This is a genomic window from Candidatus Eisenbacteria bacterium (genome assembly GCA_035577985.1).
Classification (GTDB): Bacteria; Desulfobacterota; Binatia; order DP-6; family DP-6; genus DATJZY01.
In genome coordinates, this window is record DATJZY010000103.1 from 40,478 (window position 1) to 62,852 (window position 22,375).

A 22,375-nucleotide genomic window follows, 5' to 3' on the forward strand; every position below is an offset into this window, starting at 1 on the left:
GCGAGCCACTACGACACCGGCTTCACGAATCCCAGCACGAACCGGTCGCTCGTCCCGCGGCGCTCGGCGGCGACGCGCGGCGAGGCGTTCCAGTCGCGGGAGTCCTGAGGATTGCGCAGGAAGTCGGCTTCCCATGCGAGCTGGAAGCCGGCGGCGCGCACCTCGTCGCGCACGACCGACTCCTCGATGCGGTGGAGCGTCTGGGTCTGCGTCGCGCCGGAACCAGCGCCGCCGCTGTGATCGACGACGACGTAGAGGCCGCCCGGCCGGAGCGCCCTGTAGACGGCGCGATTCATCTGCGCCCGGTCGACGCCCATCCACACGGTGTCGTGGTAGAAGAGGACGATCAGCACCGCGTCGAGGTCGTGCGCCTCGGGCGGGAGGGGATCCGCGAACTCGCGATCGACCCGCACGACGTTGCGCATGACCGGCTTCGCGAGGCGCTCGCTCCAGGGCTTCTCCGCGAACCGCTCGAGGATGAGAGGCGAGTTCTGCCCGTAGACGACGCCGGTCGGCCCGACCGACCGCGCGAGCAGCTCGCTGGTGTAGCCGCCGCCCGCCCCGAGCTCAGCCACGTGCTGCCCCGGTCCGACGCGAGCGAACGTGAGCAGCTCGGCGGGGTGGCGTCCGGCATCGAGCGTGCGGTCGGCCTCCGATCGATCGGGCGCCGAAACGACGGCACGCGCGGCGTCGGACGCGCCCGCCGTCTTCGGCGCGGCCGCCTGGCGCGAGCAGGCGAGCGAGAGGAGCGCGCAGGCGAGCACCACCGCACGTGACATGGCTCCGCGACGTACCCGATCGTCCGGGAGCACACAACGCGATCGGCCGGCGGCGAGACCGCCTCGACACGCCCCGGACCGCCGGATAAGGTCGCCCCTGCGATAGGGGAGTAGATCACCCGCCGGTTCGGCGTGTCGTCATCACGGTCGCTCGCGCGGCCCGGTACGCCGGTAGAGGGCACGCCCTCCGGATCGAGACCTCTCGCGAAATCGTCGCGGGAGGTTCGTTTCGATGGGACACATGGTGTCACTGCTGCTGGCTTCGGGGCTCGCCCTGCAATGGCTCGTGCTGCGCGCGCTGGGGCTCCACCTGCCCCCGGGGCTGGAGGCGTTCGCCTCCGGGCTCGCCATCTTCGGCGCAGCGTTCCTGCTCTCGTGGGCCGCGGAGGTGGCGCAGCTCGACGTCCCGCGCGGCGTCGCGCTGGCCGGGCTCGCCGTCATCGCGGTGCTCCCCGAGTACGCGGTGGACCTCTATCTCGCCTGGCAGGCCGCGCGCGATCCCGCCTACGTCGGTTACGCGACCGCGAACATGACGGGCGCGAACCGCCTGCTGATCGGCGTCGGTTGGGCGTCGCTCGTCTTCGTCCTGTGGGCGCGGAGCCGGGGCGCGTCGCGCGAGATCGTCCTCCGTCCCGCGCAATCGGCCGAGATCCTGGCCCTGCTGGTCGCGACCCTCTACGCGCTCGTGATCCCACTCAAGGCGACGCTCTCGCTCCTCGACACCGTCGTCCTGCTCGCCATCTTCGCGTGGTACACCCGCACGCTGCTGCGCCAACCCGTCGAGGCGCCGCACCTGGTCGGCCCGCCGCTCCTGATCGCGCGGCTCTCGGCCGGACGCAGGCGTGCGGTCATCGTCGCCATGTTCCTCGGCTCGGCGCTCGCGATCTTCGCGGCGGCCGAGCCGTTCGCCGAATCGCTCATCACCATCGGCCGATCGCTGGCGGTGCCGGAGTATCTGCTCATCCAGTGGCTGGCGCCGCTCGCCTCCGAGGCGCCCGAGTTCATCGTGGCGATCCTCTTCGTGCTGCGCGGGGCCGCGACCGAGGGGTTGAGCGTGCTCCTGTCGTCGAAGGTGAACCAATGGACGCTGCTCGTGGGTGCGCTGCCGCTCGCCTACGGGATCTCGCTGGGGCGGCTGGATCCGATGCCGCTCACCGCGACGCAGGCGCGCGAGATCTTCCTCACTGCCGCGCAGTCGGGTCTGGCGGTCGTGATGCTCGCGTCGTTCGCCCTGTCGGTGCGGGAGGGCGCCATGCTCTTCGTCCTGTTCTCCGTGCAGGTGGCGACCCAGCTCGTCCCCGAGATCGCGCCGTCCCTGTTCGCGAACCCGCGCGAGTTCGAGGCCCAGGCCGGCTACGCCTTCGCCTGCGGCTACGTCGTGCTCTCGCTCGCCTGGCTCGCGAACCGCGCGACCCGGCGCGGGCTCGCGAGCCTCGTCGCCACGCGGGCGAGGGTTGCGGAAGGCGGAGATGCTGCATGACCGGCGCAGGGCGGCGACGGCTCGACCGCTGGTGCGGCGCGGCGCTGGTCGGCGTCGGCTCGTTCGCGATGCTGCACCCCGAGCTTCCGAGCGGACCATCGCTGATCCTGCTGGGCGTCGCGGTGATCGAGCGCGGTGGCTGGACCCGGCGCACCGCACAGGTTTGACAGGGCTTCGCCTTTCGGGTTACCTCGACCGAAGAGACGAGACGACTCCCACATACCTTATCCAGAGTGGCGGAGGGATCGGCCCTGCGAAGCCACAGCAACCGGTTTCGGGACACAACGAAACGCTGGTGCTAAGTCCGACGAGAGGCGCGAGCCTCGAGGAAGATAAGGAAGCGCAGCGCCCTGGACGACCCCTCTCCCCCCTTTCGGTTGGAGTGGGGTTTTTTTGTTGCCATGAGCGTGCGAAACGAACCATCGACGTCGAGCGGGATCCGGGCCCTGGTGATCGGGGTGGGCGGGCTCGGCTGCTCGGCCGCGCTCGCCCTCGCGCGCGGCGGCGTCGGCACGATCGGCCTCGTCGACCCCGACGTCGTCGACGTCTCGAACCTGCCCCGCCAGCCGCTCTACGACGACGCGGCCATCGGACGCCCGAAGGTCGACGTCGCCGCCGAGCGCCTGGGCCAGATCGCGCCGGGCCTGCGCATCGACACGCTGCAGGCGCGCTTCACCGAACGCGACGCGGGCCGGCTCGCCGGCTTCCACGTCGTCCTCGACGGTACGGACTCGATCGCCTCGAAGTTCGTCGTGAGCGACGCCGCGGTCGCGGCGCGCGTGCCGCTCGTCCACGCCGGCGCGATCGATTTCCGCGCCCAGCTCCTGACGGTCCTCCCCGGCGTCACGGCCTGCTACCGCTGCATCTTCGAGGAGGCGCCGCCCGACGGCGACCTCGCCCCGTGCCAGGACTCGGGCATCCTGGGGCCGGTCGTCGCGCTCGCCGGCTCGCTGCAGGCGACCGAGGCCCTGCGCCTCGTCGCCGGCGAGGCGCCGCTCTTCGCCGACCGTCTGCTCTCGATCGATCTTCGCACGGGGAGGTGGCGCAGCGTTCGCGTCGCCCGCTCCCCGCGCTGCGCCGCATGCGGCGCCACGCACGAGCGTGACGCCGCCAGAAGGAGTGCTCCATGAGCTTCGTGAAGGGTCTTCGATGTCGTGAGTGCGGGGGCGAGACGCCCGTTGCGCCGCTGCACGTCTGCGAGACGTGCTTCGGTCCGCTCGAGGTGGTCTACGACTACGACGGCATCAAGCGCGTGCTGACGCGCGAGGTGATCGAGTCGCGGCCCCGCAACCTGTGGCGCTATCGCGAGCTGCTGCCGGTCGAGCGCGAGCCGCACGTCGGGCTGTGGTCCGGCATGACGCCGCTCGTCCGCGCCGAGCGTCTGGGCGCGATCCTCGGCGTGAAGGAGCTGTACGTGAAGGACGACTCGGTGAACCACCCGACCTTCTCGTACAAGGATCGCGTCGTCTCGGTCGCGATCTCGAAGGCGATGGAGTTCGGCTTCGACACCGTGTCGTGCGCGTCGACCGGCAACCTCGCGAACTCGGTCTCGGCCCACGCCGCGCGCGCCGGGCTCAACTGCTACATCTTCATCCCCGACGACCTCGAGCAGGGCAAGGTCATCGGCTCGACCATCTACGGCCCGCGCGCGGTCGCGGTGCGCGGCAACTACGACGACGTGAACCGCCTGTGCAGCGAGATCGCCGACAAGTACGGCTGGGCCTTCGTCAACATCAACATGCGGCCGTACTACACCGAGGGCGCCAAGACCTACGGCTTCGAGGTCGCGGAGCAGCTCGGCTGGAAGCTCCCGAAGCACATCATCGTCCCGACGGCGGGTGGCACGATCCTCCCGAAGGTCGCCAAGGGCTTCAAGGAGCTCCGCGACCTGGGCCTCGTCGACGGCGACTTCAAGATCTACTCGGCGCAGGCGGGCGGCTGCGCGCCGGTCGTCCAGGCGATCCACAAGCAGACCGACCTCATCGCGCCCGTGAAGCCGAACACGATCGCCAAGTCGATCGCGATCGGGAATCCGGCCGACGGCTTCTACGTCCTGAAGGCCGTGCGTGAGTCGGGCGGCTGGGGCGAGTCGGTGACCGACCAGGAGATCGTGGAAGGCATCCAGCTCCTCGCCCGCACCGAGGGCATCTTCACGGAGCCCGCCGGCGGCACCACCGTCGCGGTGACGAAGAAGCTGATCGCGCTCGGCCGCATCCCGCGCGACGAGTCGATCGTCATCAGCGTCACGGGCAACGGCTACAAGACGCTCGAGGCGGTGCTCGACACGGTCGAGCAGCCGTTCCGCATCCCGGCGCGCCTCGGCGACTTCGACGCGCTCTTCGAGCGGCTGCGCGGCGCCGTGCCCGAGGCGTCGGCGGGTTGACACAGGTGCCCCCGACCGAGTGAAACGCACAGGCAACCCCGAAGGAGGACCCAAGACCATGGCTCAGGTGAGAGTTCCGACCCCGCTCCGCAAGTACACCGGCGGCGCGGAGGCGGTGCAGGCGGACGGCAGCACGGTCGCGGCGCTGGTCGCCGACCTCGACAAGCGACACCCCGGCATCAAGGACCGGATCTGCGACGAGAACGGCGCCGTGCGGCGGTTCGTCAACATCTTCGTCAACGGAGAGGACATCCGCTTCCTGCAGAACCTCGAGACGCCGGTGAAGCCGGCCGACGAGGTCTCCGTCGTCCCGGCGATCGCCGGCGGCTGCTAGCTCCGCCGCACGCATGAGCACGCTCGCCGCACAGGCCGGCCGAGCCCGCGCGAGCGGGAGGCCGGACGGGCCCGGCGCAGCGCGGTCGGTCCTCGACCTGATCGGCAACACGCCGCTGGTCGAGATCCGGGTGGTGCGCGACGGCGTCCCGCCCGGCGTCCGCGTGCTCGCGAAGCTCGAGGGCTTCAATCCCGGCGGCTCGGTGAAGGACCGCCCGGCCAAGAAGATGATCGAGGCCGGCATCGCCGACGGGAAGCTCGTTCCCGGCAAGACCATCCTCGACTCGACCTCCGGCAATACGGGCATCGGCTTGGCCATGGTCGGCGCGGCGCTCGGCTACGCCGTGAAGCTCGTCATGCCCGAGAACGTCTCGACCGAGCGCAAGCGCGTGATCACGGCCTACGGCGCGGAGATCGTGTTCAGCGATCCGCTCGAAGGATCCGACGGCGCGATCCGCCTGTGCCGGCAGGTCCTGGCCGAGGATCCGGAGCGCTACTTCAAGCCCGACCAGTACAACAATCCGGCGAACCCCCTCGCCCACTACGAGGGGACCGGTCCCGAGATCTGGCGGCAGACCGACGGCGAGGTGACGCACGTGATTGCGGCCATCGGGACGAGCGGCACCATCATGGGAGTCGGCCGCTTCATGAAGGAGAAGAATCCGGCCGTGCAGGTGATCGCCGCCGAGCCCGAGGACGCCTTCCACGGCCTCGAGGGCCTGAAGCACATGGCCACCTCGATCGTGCCGGGGATCTACGAGGAGCACGAGCTCGACCGGAAGATCGGAATCGCCACCGACGACGCGTACAACATGGTGTACCGTCTCGGCCGCGAGGAAGGCATCCTCGTGGGACAGTCCTGCGGCGCCGCGCACCTGGCGGCGCTCGAAGTTGCGCGCACGCTCACTGCAGGTACGATCGTCGAGATCTTCCCCGATTTCGGCGACCGCTACCTCTCGACGAATTTGTGGATGGGATGGCAAAAACTTCCGTGAAGAAGGTCCGGCGCGTCGCCCCCAAGGGCGAGCAGCACCGCGCGAAGCTCTACCTCACCTACCCGAAGAAGCTCGTGCGCGAGCCGCTCATCTGGCGCATCTCGCGCGACTTCGATCTCGTCTTCAACATCCGGAGCGCCAGCGTCTCCGAGGAGATCGGAATCATCGCGATCGAGCTCGACGGCACCGAGCGGGCGATCGAATCGGCGATCGCGTGGCTGCGCGAGCAAGGGGTGACGGTGGAGCCGATCGAGAAGAACGTGATCGAGTGATGCTCGCCGACGCCCTGGTCGAGCGCTACAGCCGGCAGATCCTGCTCGCCGAGGTCGGCGGCCGTGGCCAGGAGCGCCTGCTCGCGTCGCAGGTCGCGATCGCGGGCGACGACGCGGCGGCCCGCTTCGCGGCGACGCTCGTCCGGGCCGCGGGCGCCGAGGTGACGATGACGTCGGGGGCGCCGGGCCGCATCGAGGTCGACGCCGCGCCGGCGGGCACCGTCGTCGGGCGGTGGCGGGGCTGCGCCGGGACGGTGGCGACGCTCGTCGGGCGACCCTGCGCGCGATGCCTCGACGCCTCCGTGCTCGCGCTCGCGGCGGCCGGCCCGGGCGGCGATGCCGCGCAGCCGGTCGGCGCGCTCGTCGCGGTCGAAACCCTCCGGGTGCTGCTCGGCCTCGCCACGGAGGGCCGCGTGCAGAGGCTCGACGCCGGGCGCGGCACGTTCGGCGGGGAGACGCTCTCGGGGCCCGGCTGCGCCGCCTGTGGGGCGAGCGCGTGACGGGCGCGCCGAACGCCGTGCAGCTGAAGATCGCGCTCGCGACGCGCGGCGTGCGCATCGACGACCGCATGCGGGCCGAGCTCGGCCTCGTCCCCGACTTCACGCCCACCACGCTCGACCTCGTTCTGCCGGGCGACGTGCGCGTCATCGCCCCGATCGAGAACGGCGCCCTCGCCGCCTACGCCGTCGTCGCCGAGCACGGGCGCGCGCACGTCGTGGGTGACGACACCGTGCGCGTCGAGGTCCGCACGGGCTCCATCCCCCGCTTCTACGGGCGGCGGACGAGTGCCGGCCGGCCGATGTGGCAGGTCGGGACGGTGCACGGGGCGCACCTGCTCGTGACGCCGACGGCCACGTGCGGCTTCAGCGTGCGCGGGGCGCCCTGCAGCTTCTGTCGCGAGGGAGCGCGCCCGCCCGGCGAGCGCGAGAGCGCGATCTCGATCGCGGAGGTGATCGAGGTGGTCCGGGCCGCGTTCGAGGAAGGGGCAGCCGACTTCGTCTACTTCAACTCGAGCGTGTTCGACGCCGAGGACGGCGGGATCGGCTTTCTCACGCCGTACGTCGAGGCGGTGCGCAAGCACTTCGACACGTTCGTCGCCGTCCAGGTGCACCCGCCGCGCACGAACGCGTGGATCGAGCGCACCTACGCGATGGGGGTCGACGCGCTCTCGTACAACCTCGAGCTCTTCGACCCGCAGGTGCTCGACCGTCACTGCATCGGCCGCATGCGCTACATCGGGCGCGAGCGCTACCTCGAAGCGCTCGCGCACGCGGCGTCGGTCTTCCCGGCCGGAACGGTGTGGAGCGACCTCGTCCTCGGAATCGAGCCGGCCGCATCGACCATGGCCGGCATCGACGCGCTGGCGGCCATGGGCGTCGTGCCGGTGCTCTCGATGTACCACCCGGCCGGCGGGACGGCGCCCGAGGTGACGGCCGAGGACGCCGCATCGGTGGGTGGTCACCTCTACCGGACGGCCCGCGAGCGGAAGCTCACCATGACCTGGGTGCGCGACCTGGCGCTCGGCATCACACCGTTCGAGGCCTCGCAGCTGACGGGCGAAGCGGCGCCCGGCGGCGCCGTCCAGGCCCTCACCCGCTCGCGCCTGGGCGCGTTCGCGGCGCGCGGCCTCGCCCGCTTCCGGCGGCGCCTGCGCGTGCGCGCGATCAGCGACTCGCTCGACTCGTCGCACCTCTAGTGGCCGATCGCCCTTCCGCGCCGTCGCCGTACGCGAACGTCCGGGTGGACACGCGTCCGCTCTGGCGCCTGCTGCTCGAGCGATCGTACCGGCCGTTCGTCCTCGGCCTCGGCGTCGCCCTCTACGCCCTCGCCCGCTTCGCGCCGGCGCAGGAGGGCCTGTCGGACGGCGGGCAGAAGGCGCTCGCCGTCTTCCTGCTCTGCCTCGTCTACTGGGTGACGAACGCGATCCCGCTCATGGTGACGAGCCTGCTGGCGATGGTCCTCCTGCCCGTCACGGGCGTGCTGTCGGCCAAGGAGACGTACGGCTTCTTCGGCAACGAGGCCGTCTTCTTCATCCTCGGCGCCTTCATCCTCGCGGCGGCTCTCATGAAGTGCGGCCTCTCGACGCGCATCGCCCTCGCCGTCCTGCGCCGCTTCGGGCGCACGCCGCGCACGCTCCTGCGGTCGCTCTTCCTCATGAACGCCTTCATGGCGTTCTTCATGTCCGAGCACGGCGTCGCCGCCATGACCTTCCCGATCACGATCGAGATTGCGAGCGTGCTGCGACTGCGGCCGCGCCAGAGCAACTACGGCAAGGCCCTCTTCATCGCGATGGCATGGGGCACGCAGATCGGCGGTATCGCGACGCTGCTCGGCGGCGGCCGCGCGCCGCTCGCCCTCGGCATGCTCCGGCAGGCGAGCGGCCAGACCTTCACGTTCCTCGAGTGGTCGCTGACCGCGCTCCCGATCGTCGCGGTCCTTCTCGTCGTCGGGTGGCAGGTCCTGGTGCGATGGTTCCCGATCGACGTCGATTCGGTGCGGGCCGCGGACGAGATCATCGACGAGAAGATGCTGCGCATGGGACGCATGTCGGTGCGCGAGCGCTCGATCGGGATGCTGATGCTCGGGACGCTCGCCATCTGGATCGTCGGCGGCGAGGAGCTGGGGCTCGCGAACGTCGCGCTCGGCGCGGTGGTCGCGATCTTCGTCTTCGGTCTCCTCACGTGGAGCGACGTCGAGCCCTACGTCAACTGGGGCGTGCTGCTCATGTACGGCGGCGCGATCGCGCTCGGCTCGGCGCTGAACCGCTCCGGCGCCTCGGGCTGGGTCGCGAGCCTCACGATCAGCCACTGGGCGACGAATCCCATCCAGGTGATCGCGATCATCTCGGCGATCGGCATCGTCCTGACCGAGGCGATGAGCCACTCGGCGGTGGTCGCGCTCCTCATGCCCGTCGCGCTCAGCCTCGCCACGCAGTACCACATCGATCCGCGCATCATGGCGCCGGCCGTGGCGCTTCCCTCGGGGCTCGCGTTCACCCTGCCCGTGGGCACGCCGGGCAACGCGATCGCATACTCGTCCGGCTACATGCAGCTCCGCGACATGCTCGTGCCCGGCGCCATCCTCGTCGTCGTCGCGTGGATCGCCTTCAACCTGACGGCGATCTACTTCTGGCCGCTCATCGGCCTCACGATGGCCGCGCATTGACGCCGGCGCCCTGCCGGCGCCGCACACAGCAGGTGCCTCGTCCAGTTCCGTTTGAGCCGGGTCCGGCTTTCGCCTAGGTTTGGGCGTTCTTCACCCAGACGTCGAAAGGAACACCGTACTCATGGCCGATCTCATCCCTCCCCACGGCGGACTCGCCGAGCCGGTCTCCTGCACGGTCCCGGAAGCGGACCGCAAGGCGTTCGCCGACGAGGCGGCCGGTCTCCCGAAGGTCCCGGTCTCCGACGCCGACCTCTCCACCGTGTATCGCTTCGGCGACGGCGGACTCTCGCCGCTCACGGGTCCGATGGATCGCGCGACGTACGACCGGGTGCTCGACGAGGAGCACATCGTCCACGGCGGCAAGAAGTACGCCTGGACGATTCCCCTCTCGCTGCCGGTCACGAGCGATCTCGCCGCGAAGCTCGGCAAGGGCCAGCCCGTCGCGCTCGTGAACACGGCAGGGACGGTGGTCGCGACGCTCGAGATCTCCGACGTCTTCCCGTGGGACAAGATGCGGTACCTCGCGAGCGTCTACGGCACCGAGCGCACCGATCATCCCGGCGCCGACATGGTGCTCAAGAACGACGCCGACAAGACGCACCTCGTCGGTGGGACGATCCGCGTGCTGCCGCAGCCGAAGCACCCGCGCTTCGGCAAGTTCGTGCTCACGCCGCGCGAGGTGCGCGCCCTCTTCCGCCAGAAGGGCTGGGAGCGCGTGGTCGCGTTCCAGACCCGCAACCCGCTCCACCGCGCCCACGAGTACGCGCTCGTCTACGGTCTCGAGACGTTGATCCGCCAGGGCCTCAACGCGGGCGCGGTGCTGAACCCGCTCATCGGCGAGACCAAGGGCGACGACGTCGACGCCGACACGCGCATGAAGACGTACGAGGCCTTGATCGACCAGCGTGCGCTCGGCGACGGCGACAGCGACCAGGCCCTGTGGGGCCCGCGCAAGGAGTCGGTGCCGGACCGCGTGATCCTGCTCGGCCTCGACATCAAGATGTTCTACGGCGGCCCCAAGGAAGCGGTGATGCACGGCATCTACCGCCAGAACTTCGGCTTCACGAACATCATCATCGGCCGCAAGCACGCCGACGCGCCGTACCACGACGGCAGCGCCATCTGGGGCGACTTCGACGCGCAGGAGATCTTCGGGAAGCTGCGGGGCGACCTCAGGATCCAGCCGATCAAGGTCGGCTTCGCCGCCTTCTACGAATCGATCGGCCGCGTCGATCTCACCGAGAACCACCAGGGCGAGAAGCCGGTGTCGATCTCGGGCAAGGACGTCCGCAAGACGCTGCTCGAGGGACGCGAGGTCGACGCGCGCATCATGCGGCCGTCGACGTCGCGCATCCTGGCGGCGAAGATGAAGCAAGCGTAGCCGGCGCGTGCGCGTCGACGTCTCCTGCAAGAAGTGCGGCGCGCAGCAGCGCCTCGACGTCGGCGCGCCCGCGGCGGGGCAACCGCTCGAAGAATACCTGCACCTGGTGCAGGAGCGCCTCACGCACCGGCCGAGCTTCGAGTGCTTCGGCGGTCACATGGAGCTGCGGCCGCCGGTCCCCGAGTTCTGGGACGTCCGCTGGGAGACGCTCGGCGACTGAGCGCCTGCGCTGTCCTTGACAGGACATCGAAAACGGGGGAAGGCGTAGCCGTAGGCATGAATCGGCGCGTGCACCGTTGTTGCTGTATCGAGGCCCGGGGATGCTTCCGGGTCCGGGGCGCCGCGTGATGACCGGCCTGCCGTTCTGACGGCCGACTCGACGCTGTGATCTCCAGGGCCCGGGGACCGACTCCTCGGGCCTTGTTGCATCCGGCTCGGCACGCGCAGGTGCCGCCGGTTCCCCGACCCGTCCTCGGGCGGACACGAGAACCCCGATGTCGTCGACCGGACCCACCGGAGGCCGTCATCGTCGAACGACAGGAGCATCCCATGTCCCATGCATCTTCCGCGGTCCGCGTCCACGACGTGGCCGTCGCCACAGCCGCGTCCGATACGTGGCTCCGAACCCTGGTCGCCGATCGCCTCGGCATCGACGAGGAGGCGGTCAGCCCCGCCGTCTCGCTGCGCGACGACCTCGCCGCCGATTCCCTCGACTTCGCCGACCTCGCCGCGGCGATGGAAGCCGACCTCGGCATCACCGTACCCGTCGCGCTCTTGGCGCGGGTGCGCACGTACGGCGACCTCCTTCTCGTCGCCGAGACGCTCGTGACCGAGCGCGCCCGTCGCGCGCGCGACGGCGTCGCGCTGTTGCGCGCGAGACTCTCGTCGCCGTCGCGCGCTCCCGCGGCGGTCCTGGAGCGCGTCTTCTGGCTCGACCCCTACGCGGTCGAGGTCCTCGCCGAGGACGCCGAGCGTGCCGAGCCGGGCACGCGCCTGGAGGTGATGGTGGCGCTCAGCACGCCCGCCGCCGTGATCGCGCGCATCCGGGCACGTCTCGCACGCGTGGAGCGACGGGGCGTCGCGGTCGACATCCGGCGCGACTGGCGCACCGCCTGAGGGAGGATGGCGATGCGCTACGCAACCAATTTGCGCTCGGCCGAGGCCGCACGCGAGACCTTCGTCTGCCGCGGCGAGCGCCGTCTGATGCTCGCCGTGCTCGAGGACGCGCTCCGTTCGATCCTCAGGATCGGCCGCGGTCCCTGGGCCGCGGCACACGTGCGCGAGGAGATCGACTGGCTCGTCGCTTCCGGGCGGGCCGACCCGTTCGCCTTCGAGAGCATCTGCGACGCCCTCGACATCGACCCCGGGTGGCTGCGGCGCCGTGTGCTCGACGCGGTCCGCTCGCAGACGACGGCGGCTCCGGCCATCTGGCACGGCGTCGCCCGGCGATAGCCGCGTGGCGTCAGTACACCCAGGGGACGAGGCGCCACGTGCGCCGCCGGTAGGAAGCGTACTCGTCGCCGAACTCGGCGCCGAGCAGGCGCTCCTCGTCGTTCATGCGCCACACCGCGATGCCCACGAATGGCGGCACGAGGAGAAAACCGAGCGCGCTGCGGAACACGAGGACCCACCCGATCAGCACGATCAGTCCGCCGAGGTAGCTCGGATGCCTGACCCACCGGTAGACGCCGTCCGTGACGAGCGTGTGCCCCTCCTGGATCGCCACCAGCGGGCTGAATCGATAGCCGAGAACGAACATCGGCACGATGCGCAGCACGCAGCCGGCGGCGAACAGCGCGAGCCCCGCCCAGCGTACCGTGTCGCCGTCGAGGACGAACAGATCGCGCCGGTCCGCCCACGGCGGCAGATACAGGAAGAGGAACGACAGCGGGAGCATCGGCAGGAAGATCAGACGGTCGCGCTCATCGACCACCCGCGCGCCGGTGAGACCGCTCATCGGGGCCGCGAGCGCCACGACGCACGCGGCGGCCGAGAGCACGACCAGGCCGAGGCGCGCCGGGTTCTGCCAGAAGGTCGACCAGTCGCCCCAGCCCCACAGCATGATCCCGATGCTGGCGACGAAGAGGACCACGCTCCCGACGATGAGGCGGCCCCTGTCCCGTCCGCCGCGCATCGGCGCAGCCGCCCCGGCGTCAGCGGGGGCCGAACGGATGCAGCTCGACCGAGACCCCGAAGACCTGGACGAGCAGGAGGTACATCGCGAGCAGCACGAGCACGAGGCTGCCGAACGCCGTCACCGCCATGCCCGAGAGCAGCATGATCGCGAGCAGGCCGCCGACCGCGACCGCTGGCGAGAGGAATCCGGGACGGTTGAAGGGCGGCACCGGCTCGAGTAGGGGCAGAATGCCATGCTGCCGGACCTCGCCCCACACCGCGTCGACCACGCCGCGGAGCTGGGTGCGGACGTCCTCGAGCCAGGAGTCGCCGCGCGTCGCCATCACTTCATGTCCGCCTTCAGCAGGATGATGAGCGCGCTGTCGCCGATGCGCGGATCGCGCCCGACGCCGAACATCATCGTGCCCCCGCTCACCACTCGCACGTTCGTATCCACCAGACGCCTGCGCCCTTCTAGCAGACGCACCTGCATGTTCACCACGTCGTCGTCGGCCCCCTTCGGCAGGAGCTGGAGGTGGCGGCCGCCCGGCAGCGCGAAACGTGCCTCGCTCCGCCAGTCGCAGGTCCGCACCTCCTGGTTCACGATCTGGAAGGCGCGGTAGCCCACCAGACGGCGCAGGCGCGGCCGCAAGCTCACGAGCTGCGGGTCGGACGGGCCCGACTCGGCGGCGCGCACGGAGGTGACCTGGATCTGCAGGGGGTCGGCCAGGGCCGGCCGGAGACAGAGCGAGGACGCCGTCAGCGCCAGGGCCAGCGCCCGCGTCACCATCCGCTACCCTCGACCTCGTGGTTGACCCAGATGATGGTCGTGCCGCTCTTGGCCTCGCGGCGGAGCGCGATGTCCTTGCCCGCCAGGCGATCGATGTAGACGTGGTTCGGGAGACGCTTCGACGCCACCCGGACGGCGGAGGGCGCCGGATTCGTGACGGCGACGGGCCCGATCGGCCGGACGTAGAGCGCCGCGCCGGCGGCGATCGCGGCGATCGAGCCCCACACGGGGATGCTCCGCGGCAGGCGGCCGCGTTTCGCGTCGCCGCGCTGCCGCCAGTGGGCCTGTCCCTCGGTGCGCGCGATCGCGGCGTCGACGTGGGACCAGACGCCGGAGAGATCGAGCCCCTCGACCTGGCGATCGACGTCGGCGACGAGGACCTCGCGAATGGCGAGCACGTCCTGCACGGCACGCTCGCATCGCGCGCAGTGGCCCGCGTGGCAGGCGACCTCGAGCAGGGTTGCCGACGGCAGCTCGGTGTCGACGAAGGCGTCGATCAGGGTTCCGACTTCGTCGCAGGTCATCGACACGTCAGCGCAGCCCGTGCAGTCGCGCCTGCAGTTGGCGGCGCGCGTAGTGGAGACGGCTCATCACGGTTCCTTTGGGACAGTCGAGCACCTGGCTGATCTCCTCGTAGGAGAGGCCGTCTACCTCTCGCAGGAGTATGACGGCGCGATGTTCGGGGGTCAACTCATTTATGGCGGCAGTCACGCGCGCACCGATCTGCGTGCTGCGCGCCCTCTCGAAGGGCTCGTCCTCTGCAAGATGATCGGGTGAGGGTGGCACCAGCTCGTCCCCGGCGTCGTCGGCGTCGGCGCCGACTTGCACGTAGCGCGACTCGCGGCGCTGGTGGTCGATGCAGAGGTTCACCGCGATGCGATACACCCACGTGTAGAAGCTCGAGTCGCCCTTGAACTTGTCCAGGCTCTGGTAGGCCTTGGTGAACGTGTCCTGCACTATGTCCAATGCGTCCTCGCGGCTTCGCAGCATTCCGACGGCGAGCGCGGCAACCTTGCGTTGATAGCGTTCGACGAGCTCACGAAATGCCTCCCGATCGCCCCGGCGAGCGCGGTCCACGAGGTCGAGATCGCCGGGAGACACCGCGTGCTGTTCCTTCTGACGCTCCATAGGGGGCGCTATTCAGGCGGGAGGGGGTCCTGACCCCCGGCTAGTGGGCCTCGGCCCAGTTCGGGCCGTCGTGAACGTCGACACGCAGGGGTACGCGAAGGTTCCAGACCCCCTCCATGGCCTCCCGCACGACGTGCCGCACGCGCTCGACCTCCTCGGCGGGCGCCTCGATCACGAGCTCGTCGTGCACCTGCAGCAGCATCTGCGCTCGCGACCCGGCCTCCTGCAACCTGCGCCGGAGGGCGAGCATGGCGAGCTTGATGAGGTCGGCCGCGGACCCCTGGATGGGCGTGTTGGTGGCCGCGCGCTCCGCGAACTGGCGCACGGCCGGGTCCCTTGCCCCCAGCTCCGGAAGGTATCGCCGGCGGCCGAGCACGGTGGTCACGTAGCCCCGCTCGCGGGCCTCCGCGACCGTCGCGTCGAGATAGGTACGGACGCCCGCGTAGCGTCCGAAGTAGTTCCGGATGTAGGCCTCGGCCTCCTTCATCGACACGCCGAGCTCACGGGCGGCCCGCGCCGGACCCATGCCGTAGACGATCCCATAGTTGATCACCTTGGCGAGCCGCCGCCCCTCGGCCGGCGGCAGGTCGCCGAACACGTCGGCCGCCGTCCGGGCGTGGATGTCGTCGCCGCGCGTGAAGGCCTCGATGAGGGCCGCGTCACCCGAGAGGTGGGCGAGCACCCGCAGCTCGATCTGCGAATAATCCGCCGAGATCAGACGATGCCCGGCACCGGCGATGAACGCGGCCCGGATGCGTCGTCCTTCCTCGGTCCGGATGGGGATGTTCTGCAGGTTCGGGTCCGAGCTCGAGAGCCGGCCGGTCGCGGCGACCGTCTGATTGAAGGAGGTGTGGATCCGTCCGGTCGCCGCATCGACCAGCGCCGGCAGCGCGTCGACGTACGTGGACTTCAGCTTCGAGAGCTGGCGATACTCGAGGATCTTCGCCGGCAGCGGGTGCTCCGCGGCGAGCTTCGTCAGCACGTCGACGTCGGTCGAGAGACCGGTCTTGGTGCGCCGCACGCCTTTCGCCGACAGCTTCAGGCGATCGAAGAGCACCTCGCGGAGCTGCACCGCCGAGCCGATGTTGAACTCGCCGCCCGCGAGCCCGTAGATCTCCCCCATCACGCGATCGAGGCCGGTCGCGAGCTCGGCCGACATGGCACCCAGCATCTTGGTGTCGAGCGCGACCCCGGCCAGCTCCATCTGGGCGAGCACCTCGGACAGCGGCATCTCCAGCTCCCGGTAGAGCTGCCGCATCTCGTACTGTGCGAGCTTCTCCTCGACCAGCGGTGCCAGCGCGTGCGCCACGCGCGCGGCGCGAACGGCGCGCTCGGTCGGATCGGCGTCGGCGCTCGCCTCCCCCAGCAGCTCCTCGGCCAGGGCCGCCGCGTCGTGCGACGGGCGCGAGGGATTGAGGCAGTACGACGCGATCCCGAAGTCGACCGTCGGCCCCGCGAGCGCGATGCGCCGGCGCGCGAGCGCGACGCGCAGCGCCTTCAGATCGTCGCCCAGCTTCGTGGTGGCGAAGTCGGCGAGCAGGGGCTCGATCGTGGCGAGCATCTCGGGCCGGTCGGGGTCCGGAACCAGGACGACCGGACCGGACGGACCCGCCAGCGCGAGCGTCGAGAGGCGCGCCGCCGTCGCGCGCGTCGAGTCGAGCACCGCGACGATCGAGATCGGCGAGACGCCCCGCAGCTTCCCGAGCGCGGCCTTCGCATCGCTCGGCGTTCCTGCGACGACGCGCTCGACGGACGTCGCGCTCGCCGCGGGCGTGAGATCGCGCAGCAGCGCGAAGAACTCGAGCTCGGTCAGGAGCGGGCGGAGCGTCGCCGCGTCGGGCCCGGGCCAGCGCAGCCGCTCGAGATCGAGCGCCACCGGGACGTCGCGCCGTATCGTCGCCAGGTCCTTCGAGAGCCGGGCGGTCTCGGCCTCGGCGGTGAGCGTCTCGCGCACGCGCTTGGCCCCGCGCACCCCGGTCGCCTCGACGGCCTCGGGCTTCTCGAGGATGGCTTCCACGGGGCCGATCTGCTGGACGAGCGCCGTCGCGGTCTTCTGACCGATCCCGGTCACGCCGGGAATGTTGTCGCTCGTGTCGCCCATGAGCCCGAGCACGTCGGGCACGAGGCCCGGATCCACCCCGAAGCGCTCGCGCACCTCGGCGATGCCGATCCGCCGCCCCCGCATGTCGTCGTAGAGCGTCGTCCGCTCGGACACGAGCTGCATCATGTCCTTGTCGGCCGTGACGATGACCGTCTCGAGCCCCTTCCCTTCGGCCTGGGCGGCCAGGGTGCCGATGACGTCGTCGGCCTCGACCCCCTTCTCCTCGATCACGGGGAGGCGGAGCGCCGCGACGAGCTTCCGGATGTAGGGGAGCTGGGGCCGGAGGTCGTCGGGCATGGGCGCCCGGTTCTGCTTGTAGTCGGCGTACAGCTCGTCCCGAAACGTCCCACCGGGGGCGTCGAAGACCACGGCCAGGTAGTCCGGCTTCTCCCCCTTCACGAGCTTCGCCACCATGTTGGCGAACCCGAGGATGGCATTGGTAGGCAAACCCTTGGACGTCCCGAGGGCAGGCAGCGCGTGGAACGCCCGGTACACGTAGCCGCTCGCATCGACGAGGAAGAGCCGGCCGCGCGCCATCAGAAGGTGGTCCCTAACGGAGGCCCCGGTGTGCCGCAAGGAAGCTTGACAGCGTCGAGGGCGGCGTCTACTAACCGGCCGCGAATTTTTTTCGCGTCATCGACGTCTCAATGCGGGCCGGATGATCGAAGTCGCTCACTTGCACAAGCGCTACGGCGACTTGTCCGCCGTGGACGACGTGTCGTTTACGGCCGTTCCCGGTCAGATCCTCGGCTTCCTCGGCCCCAACGGCGCCGGCAAGACCACCACCATGCGGGTCATCACCGGCTTCCTTCCGGCGACGTCCGGCACGGTCAAGGTCGCCGGCTTCGACGTCTTCGAGCAGTCGGCCGAGGTGCGGCGACGCATCGGCTACCTGCCCGAGACGCCGCCCCTCTACAACGACATGCTGGTCGTGCCGTACCTCCGCTTCGCGGCCAAGCTGCGCGGCATGGCGCGAGGCGACGTCGACGCCGCCATCGATCGCGTGCTGAAGGCCTGCAGCCTCACCACCGTGTCGCATCGCGTGCTCGGACACCTCTCGAAGGGCTACCGGCAGCGCGTCGGCCTGGCGCAGGCGCTGATCCACAATCCGCCGGTCCTGATCCTCGACGAGCCCACCAACGGGCTCGACCCCGGACAGATCGACGAGATGCTGGCGTTCATCCGCAGCCTCGCGCCCAACCGCACGATCGTCCTCTCCACCCACATCCTCGGCCAGGTCGTGGCGGTCTGCGAGAAGGTCGTCATCATCAGCGACGGCCGCGTCGTGGTCGAAGACCTGCTCGCCAACCTGACCCGCGACCAGCGCCTCGACGACGCCTACAAGCAGGCGATCGCCGGCAGCCACAGGGGAGCCGCGTAGACCGTGCGCAACACGCTCACGATCGCCGGACGCGAGATCCGGTCGTACTTCTCGTCCCCGGTCGCCTACGTGCTGCTCGCCTCCTACGTCGCCCTCGCCGGCTACTTCTTCTTCGCGCTGCTGTCGGCGTTCAATCAGGCCCTCTCCATCTACAGCATGATGCGCCAGCCCGAGATGCTGCAGCGCTTCAACCTGAACGAAATGGTGATCCGCCCGCTGCTCCAGAACATGGCGGTGCTGCTCATCTTCATCGTGCCCGCGATCACCATGCGCATGTTCCCCGAGGAGAAGCGCTCGGGCACCTACGAGCTGCTCCTCACCTCGCCCGTGCGCGTGAGCGAGATCGTCCTGGGGAAGTTCGTGGGCGGGCTCGCGCTCGTCCTCCTCATGATCCTCCTCTCCGGCTTCTTCGGCGTGCTGCTGAGCGCGTACGGCAACCCGGAGGTCCCGATGATGCTCGCGGGTTACCTCGGGCTCGCGCTCATGGCGATCTCGTTCCTCGCCATCGGCACGCTCATCTCGTCGTTCACCGACAACGTCGTGATCGCCTACGTGGGCTCGCTCTTCGCGCTGCTGCTGCTCTACACGGTCGGCTGGCTCGGCGAGACCGTGCAGGGCCCGTGGGGCGAGTTCGTGAAGTACGTCTCCATCACCGACCACTTCCAGGAGTTCCTGAAGGGTCTCATCGACACGAAGGACCTGGTCTACTTCGCCACCCTCCTCGTCGTCGGCGTCTTCCTCACGCAACGCTCCGTCGAGTCGGTGCGCTGGCGATAACCGATGGGCCGTCTCGCCTCCCTGCTCGGCCTCCTGGGCCTCGTCTTCTTCGGCTTCGGCCTCGGCGCGCGCCTGATCCTCGGGCTGAGCGAGCCCCTCATCTGGCTCCACCTCATCGTCGGTGCGCTCCTCATCGTCGCCTACCTCACCTTCGGCTTCGAGAGCTTCCGCGGCCTGCTCGGCCAGCGCTCGACGCGCTACGGGGCGGGCGCGGCCGTCTACTCCGTCCTCTTCATCGCGCTCGTCGCGGGCGCGAACTACCTCGGGCATCGCCACCACAAGCGCTGGGACGTGTCCGAAGGCGGCATCTACACGCTCTCGCCGCAGACGACCAAGGTCGTCCAGAACCTCAAGGACGACGTCACGATGACAGCCTTCGTCGAGGGCGGCATCAACCCGGGGCTCGAATCGCTGCTCGAGAGCTACACGTACGTGAACCCGGGTCACGTGAAGATGCGGCTCGTCGACCCGGACAAGGAGCCGGCGCTCGTCGATCAGATGAAGATCACGACGGCGCCCTCGGTGAACCTCCAGTACGGCAACGAATCCTTCGTCGTGACGCAGCCGTCCGAGGAGACGATCACCAACGGCCTCATCCGCGTCTCGCGCAGCACGAAGAAGGTCGTGTACTTCGTCGAGGGCTTCGGCCAGGCCAACACCACGGCCGAGGACGATCCCAAGGGCTACTCGCAGGCGAAGCTCGCCCTCCAGCAGGAGAACTACGAGATCAAGACGCTGCTCCTGCCGTCGACCGACAAGGTCCCCGACGACGCCAGCGTGGTCGTGATCGCGGGCGTGGGGCAGCCCTTCACCGAGACCGCCATCGCCGCGCTCGACGGGTATCTGAAGCGCGGCGGGCATCTCTTCGTCCTGGTCGGGCCGCGTCAGGGCGACGAGAAGCTCGCCACCTTCCTCGCGGGCTGGGGCGCCAAGCTCGGCAACGACGTGGTCCTCGATCAGGAGGTCCGGCTCTTCGAAGGCCCGCGCGTCGGCATGCAGCCGCTCGCCAAGGAGTACGGCGCGCATCCGATCACGCAGGGCTTCCGCGACTACACGGTCTACCCGCAGGTGCGCTCGGTCGAGCCCGACGCGGCCGGCAAGAAGGGCCTCTCCGCCGTCACGCTCGTCAAGACGAGCGCGTCGAGCTGGGCGGAGACGTCGGTCGACGACGTCTTCACCAAGGGCATCGCCCGCCTGGACGACACGGACAAGAAGGGCCCGGTGTCGATCGCGGTCGCGGTGACGGCGAAGCTGAAGGACATGGGCATCGAGCCGCCGCCGCCGGCGGAGGGCCAGAAGGCTCCGGACGAAGCGCGCCTGGTCGTCTTCGGCACGCCGCGCTTTGCGGACAACCAGGAGATCACGCAGTCCCGTCTCAACGGCGACCTCTTCCTCAACGCCGTCGGCTGGCTCGTCGGCCAGGAAGAGCTGGTGTCGATCCGTAGCCGCACCGTGCGCGCGTCCCGGGCCGACTTCACCCAGAGCCAGGCCGGCCGGCTGTTCTACCTCTCCGTCCTCATCATCCCGGAGCTGCTGGTCGCCCTCGGCATCGCGGTGTGGTGGCGGCGGAGAAACGGGTGAGCTTCGCGCGCATCCTCGTGCTCGCCGTCCTGGTGGCGGCGCTGGGCGGCTACCTCTACTACTACGAGGTTCCGCAGGCCCAGAAGGAAGCCGAGAAGGAGAAGCTCGTCGGCGCGCCCGAGGACGCGGTCACCGGCATCGAGCTCGTCTACCCCGACCGGACGATCGTGCTCGTGAAAGGCGACAAGGGATGGCGCCTCACGCAGCCGCTCGACGCGCCCGCCGACGAGCCCATCGTGAAGACGCTCCTCTCGTCCATCCTCGGCGCGCAGGTGCAGAAGAGCCTCGACGAGATGCCGAAGGATCTGGCCGCGTTCGGGCTCGACAAGCCGGCCACGATCGTGAAGCTGACGCTGAAGGACGGCACGGTCCCGCCCATCCAGATCGGCAAGAACACGGCGATCGGCGCCAAGACGTACGTCCGCAAGGGCGACGAGCCCAAGATCTACCTCACGGCGTCGACCATCGGGGCGAACCTGAACAAGCAGGTGAAGGACCTGCGCGACAAGCAGCTCCTCGCCTTCCAGGACGACGACGTACAGCGGGTCGACATCGCGAAGGAGGGCGGCGGCACGACGACCATCGTCCGCAAGGACAAGGACGCGTGGACGGTCGACCCGGGCGGGCTGCCGGCCGACCTGACGGAGGTGCGCTCGTACCTCTCGTCGCTGCGCACGACGCGCGCCATGGACTTCCCGGACGAGAATCCGACCGATCTCGCCAAGTACGGCCTCGACAAGCCACGGCTCACGATCACGGTCGCGACCGGCAAGGACGGCGCGGCGACGCAGCAGCTCGTCGTCGGCGGCGAGTCGACCGGCGCGCAGACGAAGCAGGTCTACGTCCGGCGCTCGGGGTCGCCGGCGGTGTTCGCGGTCGGCGAGTGGGCGTTCAAGACGCTCGACAAGGACGCCGCGGCGCTGCGCGACAAGTCCGTCGTCACCTTCGACGGCGACAAGGTCGGCAAGGTCGTGCTCGAGCGCAAGGAAGGCACGGGCGCGACGTTCGTGCGCAGCTCGTCGGGCACGTGGACGCTCGAGGGCACGCCGGACCCGAAGTCCAAGGGCACCGCGATCCAGCGCTTCGTCGACGACGTGAAGGACCTGCGCGGTTCGGGCGTCGCCGCCGAGCCGCCGGGCGACCTCGCGAAGTTCGGCCTCGCCGCGCCCGACCTGCGCATCGTGCTGACCGACAAGGACGGCAAGGCGATCGGCACGGTGCTCGCCGCCAAGCACGACGGGAAGTACTACGTCATGCGCGACGGCGGCCCCGTCGTCTTCGAGGCGCGCGACTACATGTACACCCGTCTCGACAAGCAGGCGCGCGACTTCCAGCAGAGCGACACGCCAACCACCACGCTCGCCCCGGCGGCCGCCGGTGCCGACGGCGAGCCCGCCCCCTTCCCCGACGAGGGCGGCGGCGAGGACGACGAAGACTAGGCGCCGGGCGTCGGTGCCGCGAGGTGGGGGACGAGGCTTCGGCTTCGGCTTCGCCGCGCGACAACACACACGCGCCGTCACGACCTAACGTAGCGTCGCGCCGCTACGCAGGCGCCCCGCGCCTGGCCCCCGACCTCGCGTCGCGGCGCCGCTGCTCGACGTCGCACAGCGCGAGCCGCGCGTTTTGCGGCAGAAACCCTAGGCCGTCACGACGAAGCTATTCGCTAAAGAGCGAGACGCCGAAGGCGGGAGCGTTGCGGCGCGAGGTGGGGGAC

Annotated in this window: 25 protein-coding genes and 1 riboswitch; of the genes, 18 read left to right on the forward strand and 7 right to left on the reverse strand. The window is 70.0% G+C overall.

The window, feature by feature from the left end:
- Positions 1-8 precede the first annotated feature (8 nt).
- The gene (locus tag VMS22_14270) at positions 9-779 is read right to left on the reverse strand and encodes a methyltransferase domain-containing protein (protein ID HXJ35193.1); all 771 of its coding nucleotides are present in this window, start codon (positions 777-779) and stop codon (positions 9-11) included.
- 232 nt (positions 780-1,011) lie between these two features.
- On the opposite strand from VMS22_14270, the gene VMS22_14275 reads away from it, so the two are divergent.
- From VMS22_14275 to VMS22_14340, 14 genes are all read left to right on the forward strand, one after another.
- Positions 1,012-2,259 carry a sodium:calcium antiporter gene (locus VMS22_14275; GenBank protein HXJ35194.1) on the forward strand — a complete coding sequence of 416 codons (1,248 nt, stop codon included), beginning with the start codon at positions 1,012-1,014 and terminating at the stop codon, positions 2,257-2,259.
- Positions 2,256-2,426, forward strand: coding sequence for a hypothetical protein (locus tag VMS22_14280; protein HXJ35195.1), 171 nt, complete (start codon positions 2,256-2,258; stop codon positions 2,424-2,426). Before VMS22_14275 ends, VMS22_14280 begins: the two co-directional genes overlap by 4 nt.
- A 54-nt stretch (positions 2,427-2,480) precedes the next feature.
- Positions 2,481-2,598, forward strand: a riboswitch (SAM riboswitch).
- Between the two features lie 62 nt (positions 2,599-2,660).
- The gene (locus tag VMS22_14285; protein HXJ35196.1) at positions 2,661-3,389 is read left to right on the forward strand and encodes a HesA/MoeB/ThiF family protein; all 729 of its coding nucleotides are present in this window, start codon (positions 2,661-2,663) and stop codon (positions 3,387-3,389) included.
- A complete protein-coding gene (locus tag VMS22_14290) occupies positions 3,386-4,642 on the forward strand; it encodes a threonine synthase (GenBank protein ID HXJ35197.1) in 1,257 nt (418 codons plus the stop codon). The genes VMS22_14285 and VMS22_14290 overlap by 4 nt, the downstream gene beginning before the upstream one ends.
- A gap of 58 nt (positions 4,643-4,700) precedes the next feature.
- Positions 4,701-4,976: a ubiquitin-like small modifier protein 1 gene (locus VMS22_14295; protein HXJ35198.1), complete on the forward strand. Its 276-nt coding sequence runs from the start codon at positions 4,701-4,703 to the stop codon at positions 4,974-4,976.
- Positions 4,977-4,989: 13 nt separating this feature from the next.
- The gene (locus VMS22_14300; GenBank protein ID HXJ35199.1) at positions 4,990-5,970 is read left to right on the forward strand and encodes a PLP-dependent cysteine synthase family protein; all 981 of its coding nucleotides are present in this window, start codon (positions 4,990-4,992) and stop codon (positions 5,968-5,970) included.
- Positions 5,952-6,242, forward strand: a complete 291-nt coding sequence (locus tag VMS22_14305) for an NIL domain-containing protein (protein ID HXJ35200.1) — start codon at positions 5,952-5,954, stop codon at positions 6,240-6,242. Before VMS22_14300 ends, VMS22_14305 begins: the two co-directional genes overlap by 19 nt.
- Positions 6,242-6,742 (forward strand): hypothetical protein, encoded by a 501-nt coding sequence (locus VMS22_14310; GenBank protein HXJ35201.1) that lies wholly within the window; start codon positions 6,242-6,244, stop codon positions 6,740-6,742. Before VMS22_14305 ends, VMS22_14310 begins: the two co-directional genes overlap by 1 nt.
- Complete coding sequence (locus tag VMS22_14315) at positions 6,739-7,938, forward strand: radical SAM protein (protein HXJ35202.1); 1,200 nt, start codon at positions 6,739-6,741, stop codon at positions 7,936-7,938. Before VMS22_14310 ends, VMS22_14315 begins: the two co-directional genes overlap by 4 nt.
- Positions 7,939-7,982: 44 nt before the next feature.
- Positions 7,983-9,407, forward strand: coding sequence for a DASS family sodium-coupled anion symporter (locus VMS22_14320; protein ID HXJ35203.1), 1,425 nt, complete (start codon positions 7,983-7,985; stop codon positions 9,405-9,407).
- A gap of 121 nt (positions 9,408-9,528) precedes the next feature.
- On the forward strand, positions 9,529-10,788 hold the full coding sequence (locus tag VMS22_14325; protein HXJ35204.1) for a sulfate adenylyltransferase: 1,260 nt from the start codon (positions 9,529-9,531) through the stop codon (positions 10,786-10,788).
- Between the two features lie 7 nt (positions 10,789-10,795).
- Positions 10,796-11,008, forward strand: a complete 213-nt coding sequence (locus VMS22_14330) for a hypothetical protein (GenBank protein HXJ35205.1) — start codon at positions 10,796-10,798, stop codon at positions 11,006-11,008.
- A gap of 329 nt (positions 11,009-11,337) precedes the next feature.
- Positions 11,338-11,904, forward strand: coding sequence for a phosphopantetheine-binding protein (locus VMS22_14335; GenBank protein ID HXJ35206.1), 567 nt, complete (start codon positions 11,338-11,340; stop codon positions 11,902-11,904).
- 12 nt (positions 11,905-11,916) lie between these two features.
- Entirely contained in the window at positions 11,917-12,240 is a 324-nt protein-coding gene (locus tag VMS22_14340; protein HXJ35207.1) for a hypothetical protein, read from the forward strand.
- 10 nt (positions 12,241-12,250) lie between these two features.
- On the opposite strand, the gene VMS22_14345 is transcribed toward VMS22_14340, so the two are convergent.
- Genes VMS22_14345 through polA form a run of 6 tightly spaced genes read right to left on the reverse strand, consistent with a single transcriptional unit; the run spans position 12,251 to position 17,459 of the window.
- Entirely contained in the window at positions 12,251-12,922 is a 672-nt protein-coding gene (locus tag VMS22_14345; GenBank protein HXJ35208.1) for an isoprenylcysteine carboxylmethyltransferase family protein, read from the reverse strand.
- 19 nt (positions 12,923-12,941) lie between these two features.
- The gene (locus VMS22_14350; GenBank protein ID HXJ35209.1) at positions 12,942-13,247 is read right to left on the reverse strand and encodes a hypothetical protein; all 306 of its coding nucleotides are present in this window, start codon (positions 13,245-13,247) and stop codon (positions 12,942-12,944) included.
- Positions 13,247-13,693 carry a hypothetical protein gene (locus VMS22_14355; GenBank protein ID HXJ35210.1) on the reverse strand — a complete coding sequence of 149 codons (447 nt, stop codon included), beginning with the start codon at positions 13,691-13,693 and terminating at the stop codon, positions 13,247-13,249. Before VMS22_14355 ends, VMS22_14350 begins: the two co-directional genes overlap by 1 nt.
- The gene (locus VMS22_14360; protein ID HXJ35211.1) at positions 13,687-14,217 is read right to left on the reverse strand and encodes a hypothetical protein; all 531 of its coding nucleotides are present in this window, start codon (positions 14,215-14,217) and stop codon (positions 13,687-13,689) included. The genes VMS22_14355 and VMS22_14360 overlap by 7 nt, the downstream gene beginning before the upstream one ends.
- Positions 14,218-14,224: 7 nt before the next feature.
- Entirely contained in the window at positions 14,225-14,821 is a 597-nt protein-coding gene (locus VMS22_14365) for a sigma-70 family RNA polymerase sigma factor (GenBank protein HXJ35212.1), read from the reverse strand.
- A gap of 40 nt (positions 14,822-14,861) precedes the next feature.
- On the reverse strand, positions 14,862-17,459 hold the full coding sequence (gene polA / locus VMS22_14370) for a DNA polymerase I (protein HXJ35213.1): 2,598 nt from the start codon (positions 17,457-17,459) through the stop codon (positions 14,862-14,864).
- 121 nt (positions 17,460-17,580) lie between these two features.
- Here polA and VMS22_14375 point away from each other — a divergent pair, with 121 nt between their 5' ends.
- The 4 genes from VMS22_14375 to VMS22_14390 are packed head-to-tail and all read left to right on the forward strand — an operon-like array spanning position 17,581 to position 22,100.
- The gene (locus VMS22_14375) at positions 17,581-18,303 is read left to right on the forward strand and encodes an ATP-binding cassette domain-containing protein (protein HXJ35214.1); all 723 of its coding nucleotides are present in this window, start codon (positions 17,581-17,583) and stop codon (positions 18,301-18,303) included.
- A 3-nt stretch (positions 18,304-18,306) separates the two neighbouring features.
- A complete protein-coding gene (locus VMS22_14380) occupies positions 18,307-19,080 on the forward strand; it encodes an ABC transporter permease subunit (protein ID HXJ35215.1) in 774 nt (257 codons plus the stop codon).
- Positions 19,081-19,083: 3 nt separating this feature from the next.
- Entirely contained in the window at positions 19,084-20,661 is a 1,578-nt protein-coding gene (locus VMS22_14385) for a Gldg family protein (GenBank protein HXJ35216.1), read from the forward strand.
- Complete coding sequence (locus VMS22_14390) at positions 20,658-22,100, forward strand: DUF4340 domain-containing protein (GenBank protein ID HXJ35217.1); 1,443 nt, start codon at positions 20,658-20,660, stop codon at positions 22,098-22,100. Before VMS22_14385 ends, VMS22_14390 begins: the two co-directional genes overlap by 4 nt.
- Positions 22,101-22,375: the final 275 nt, after the last annotated feature.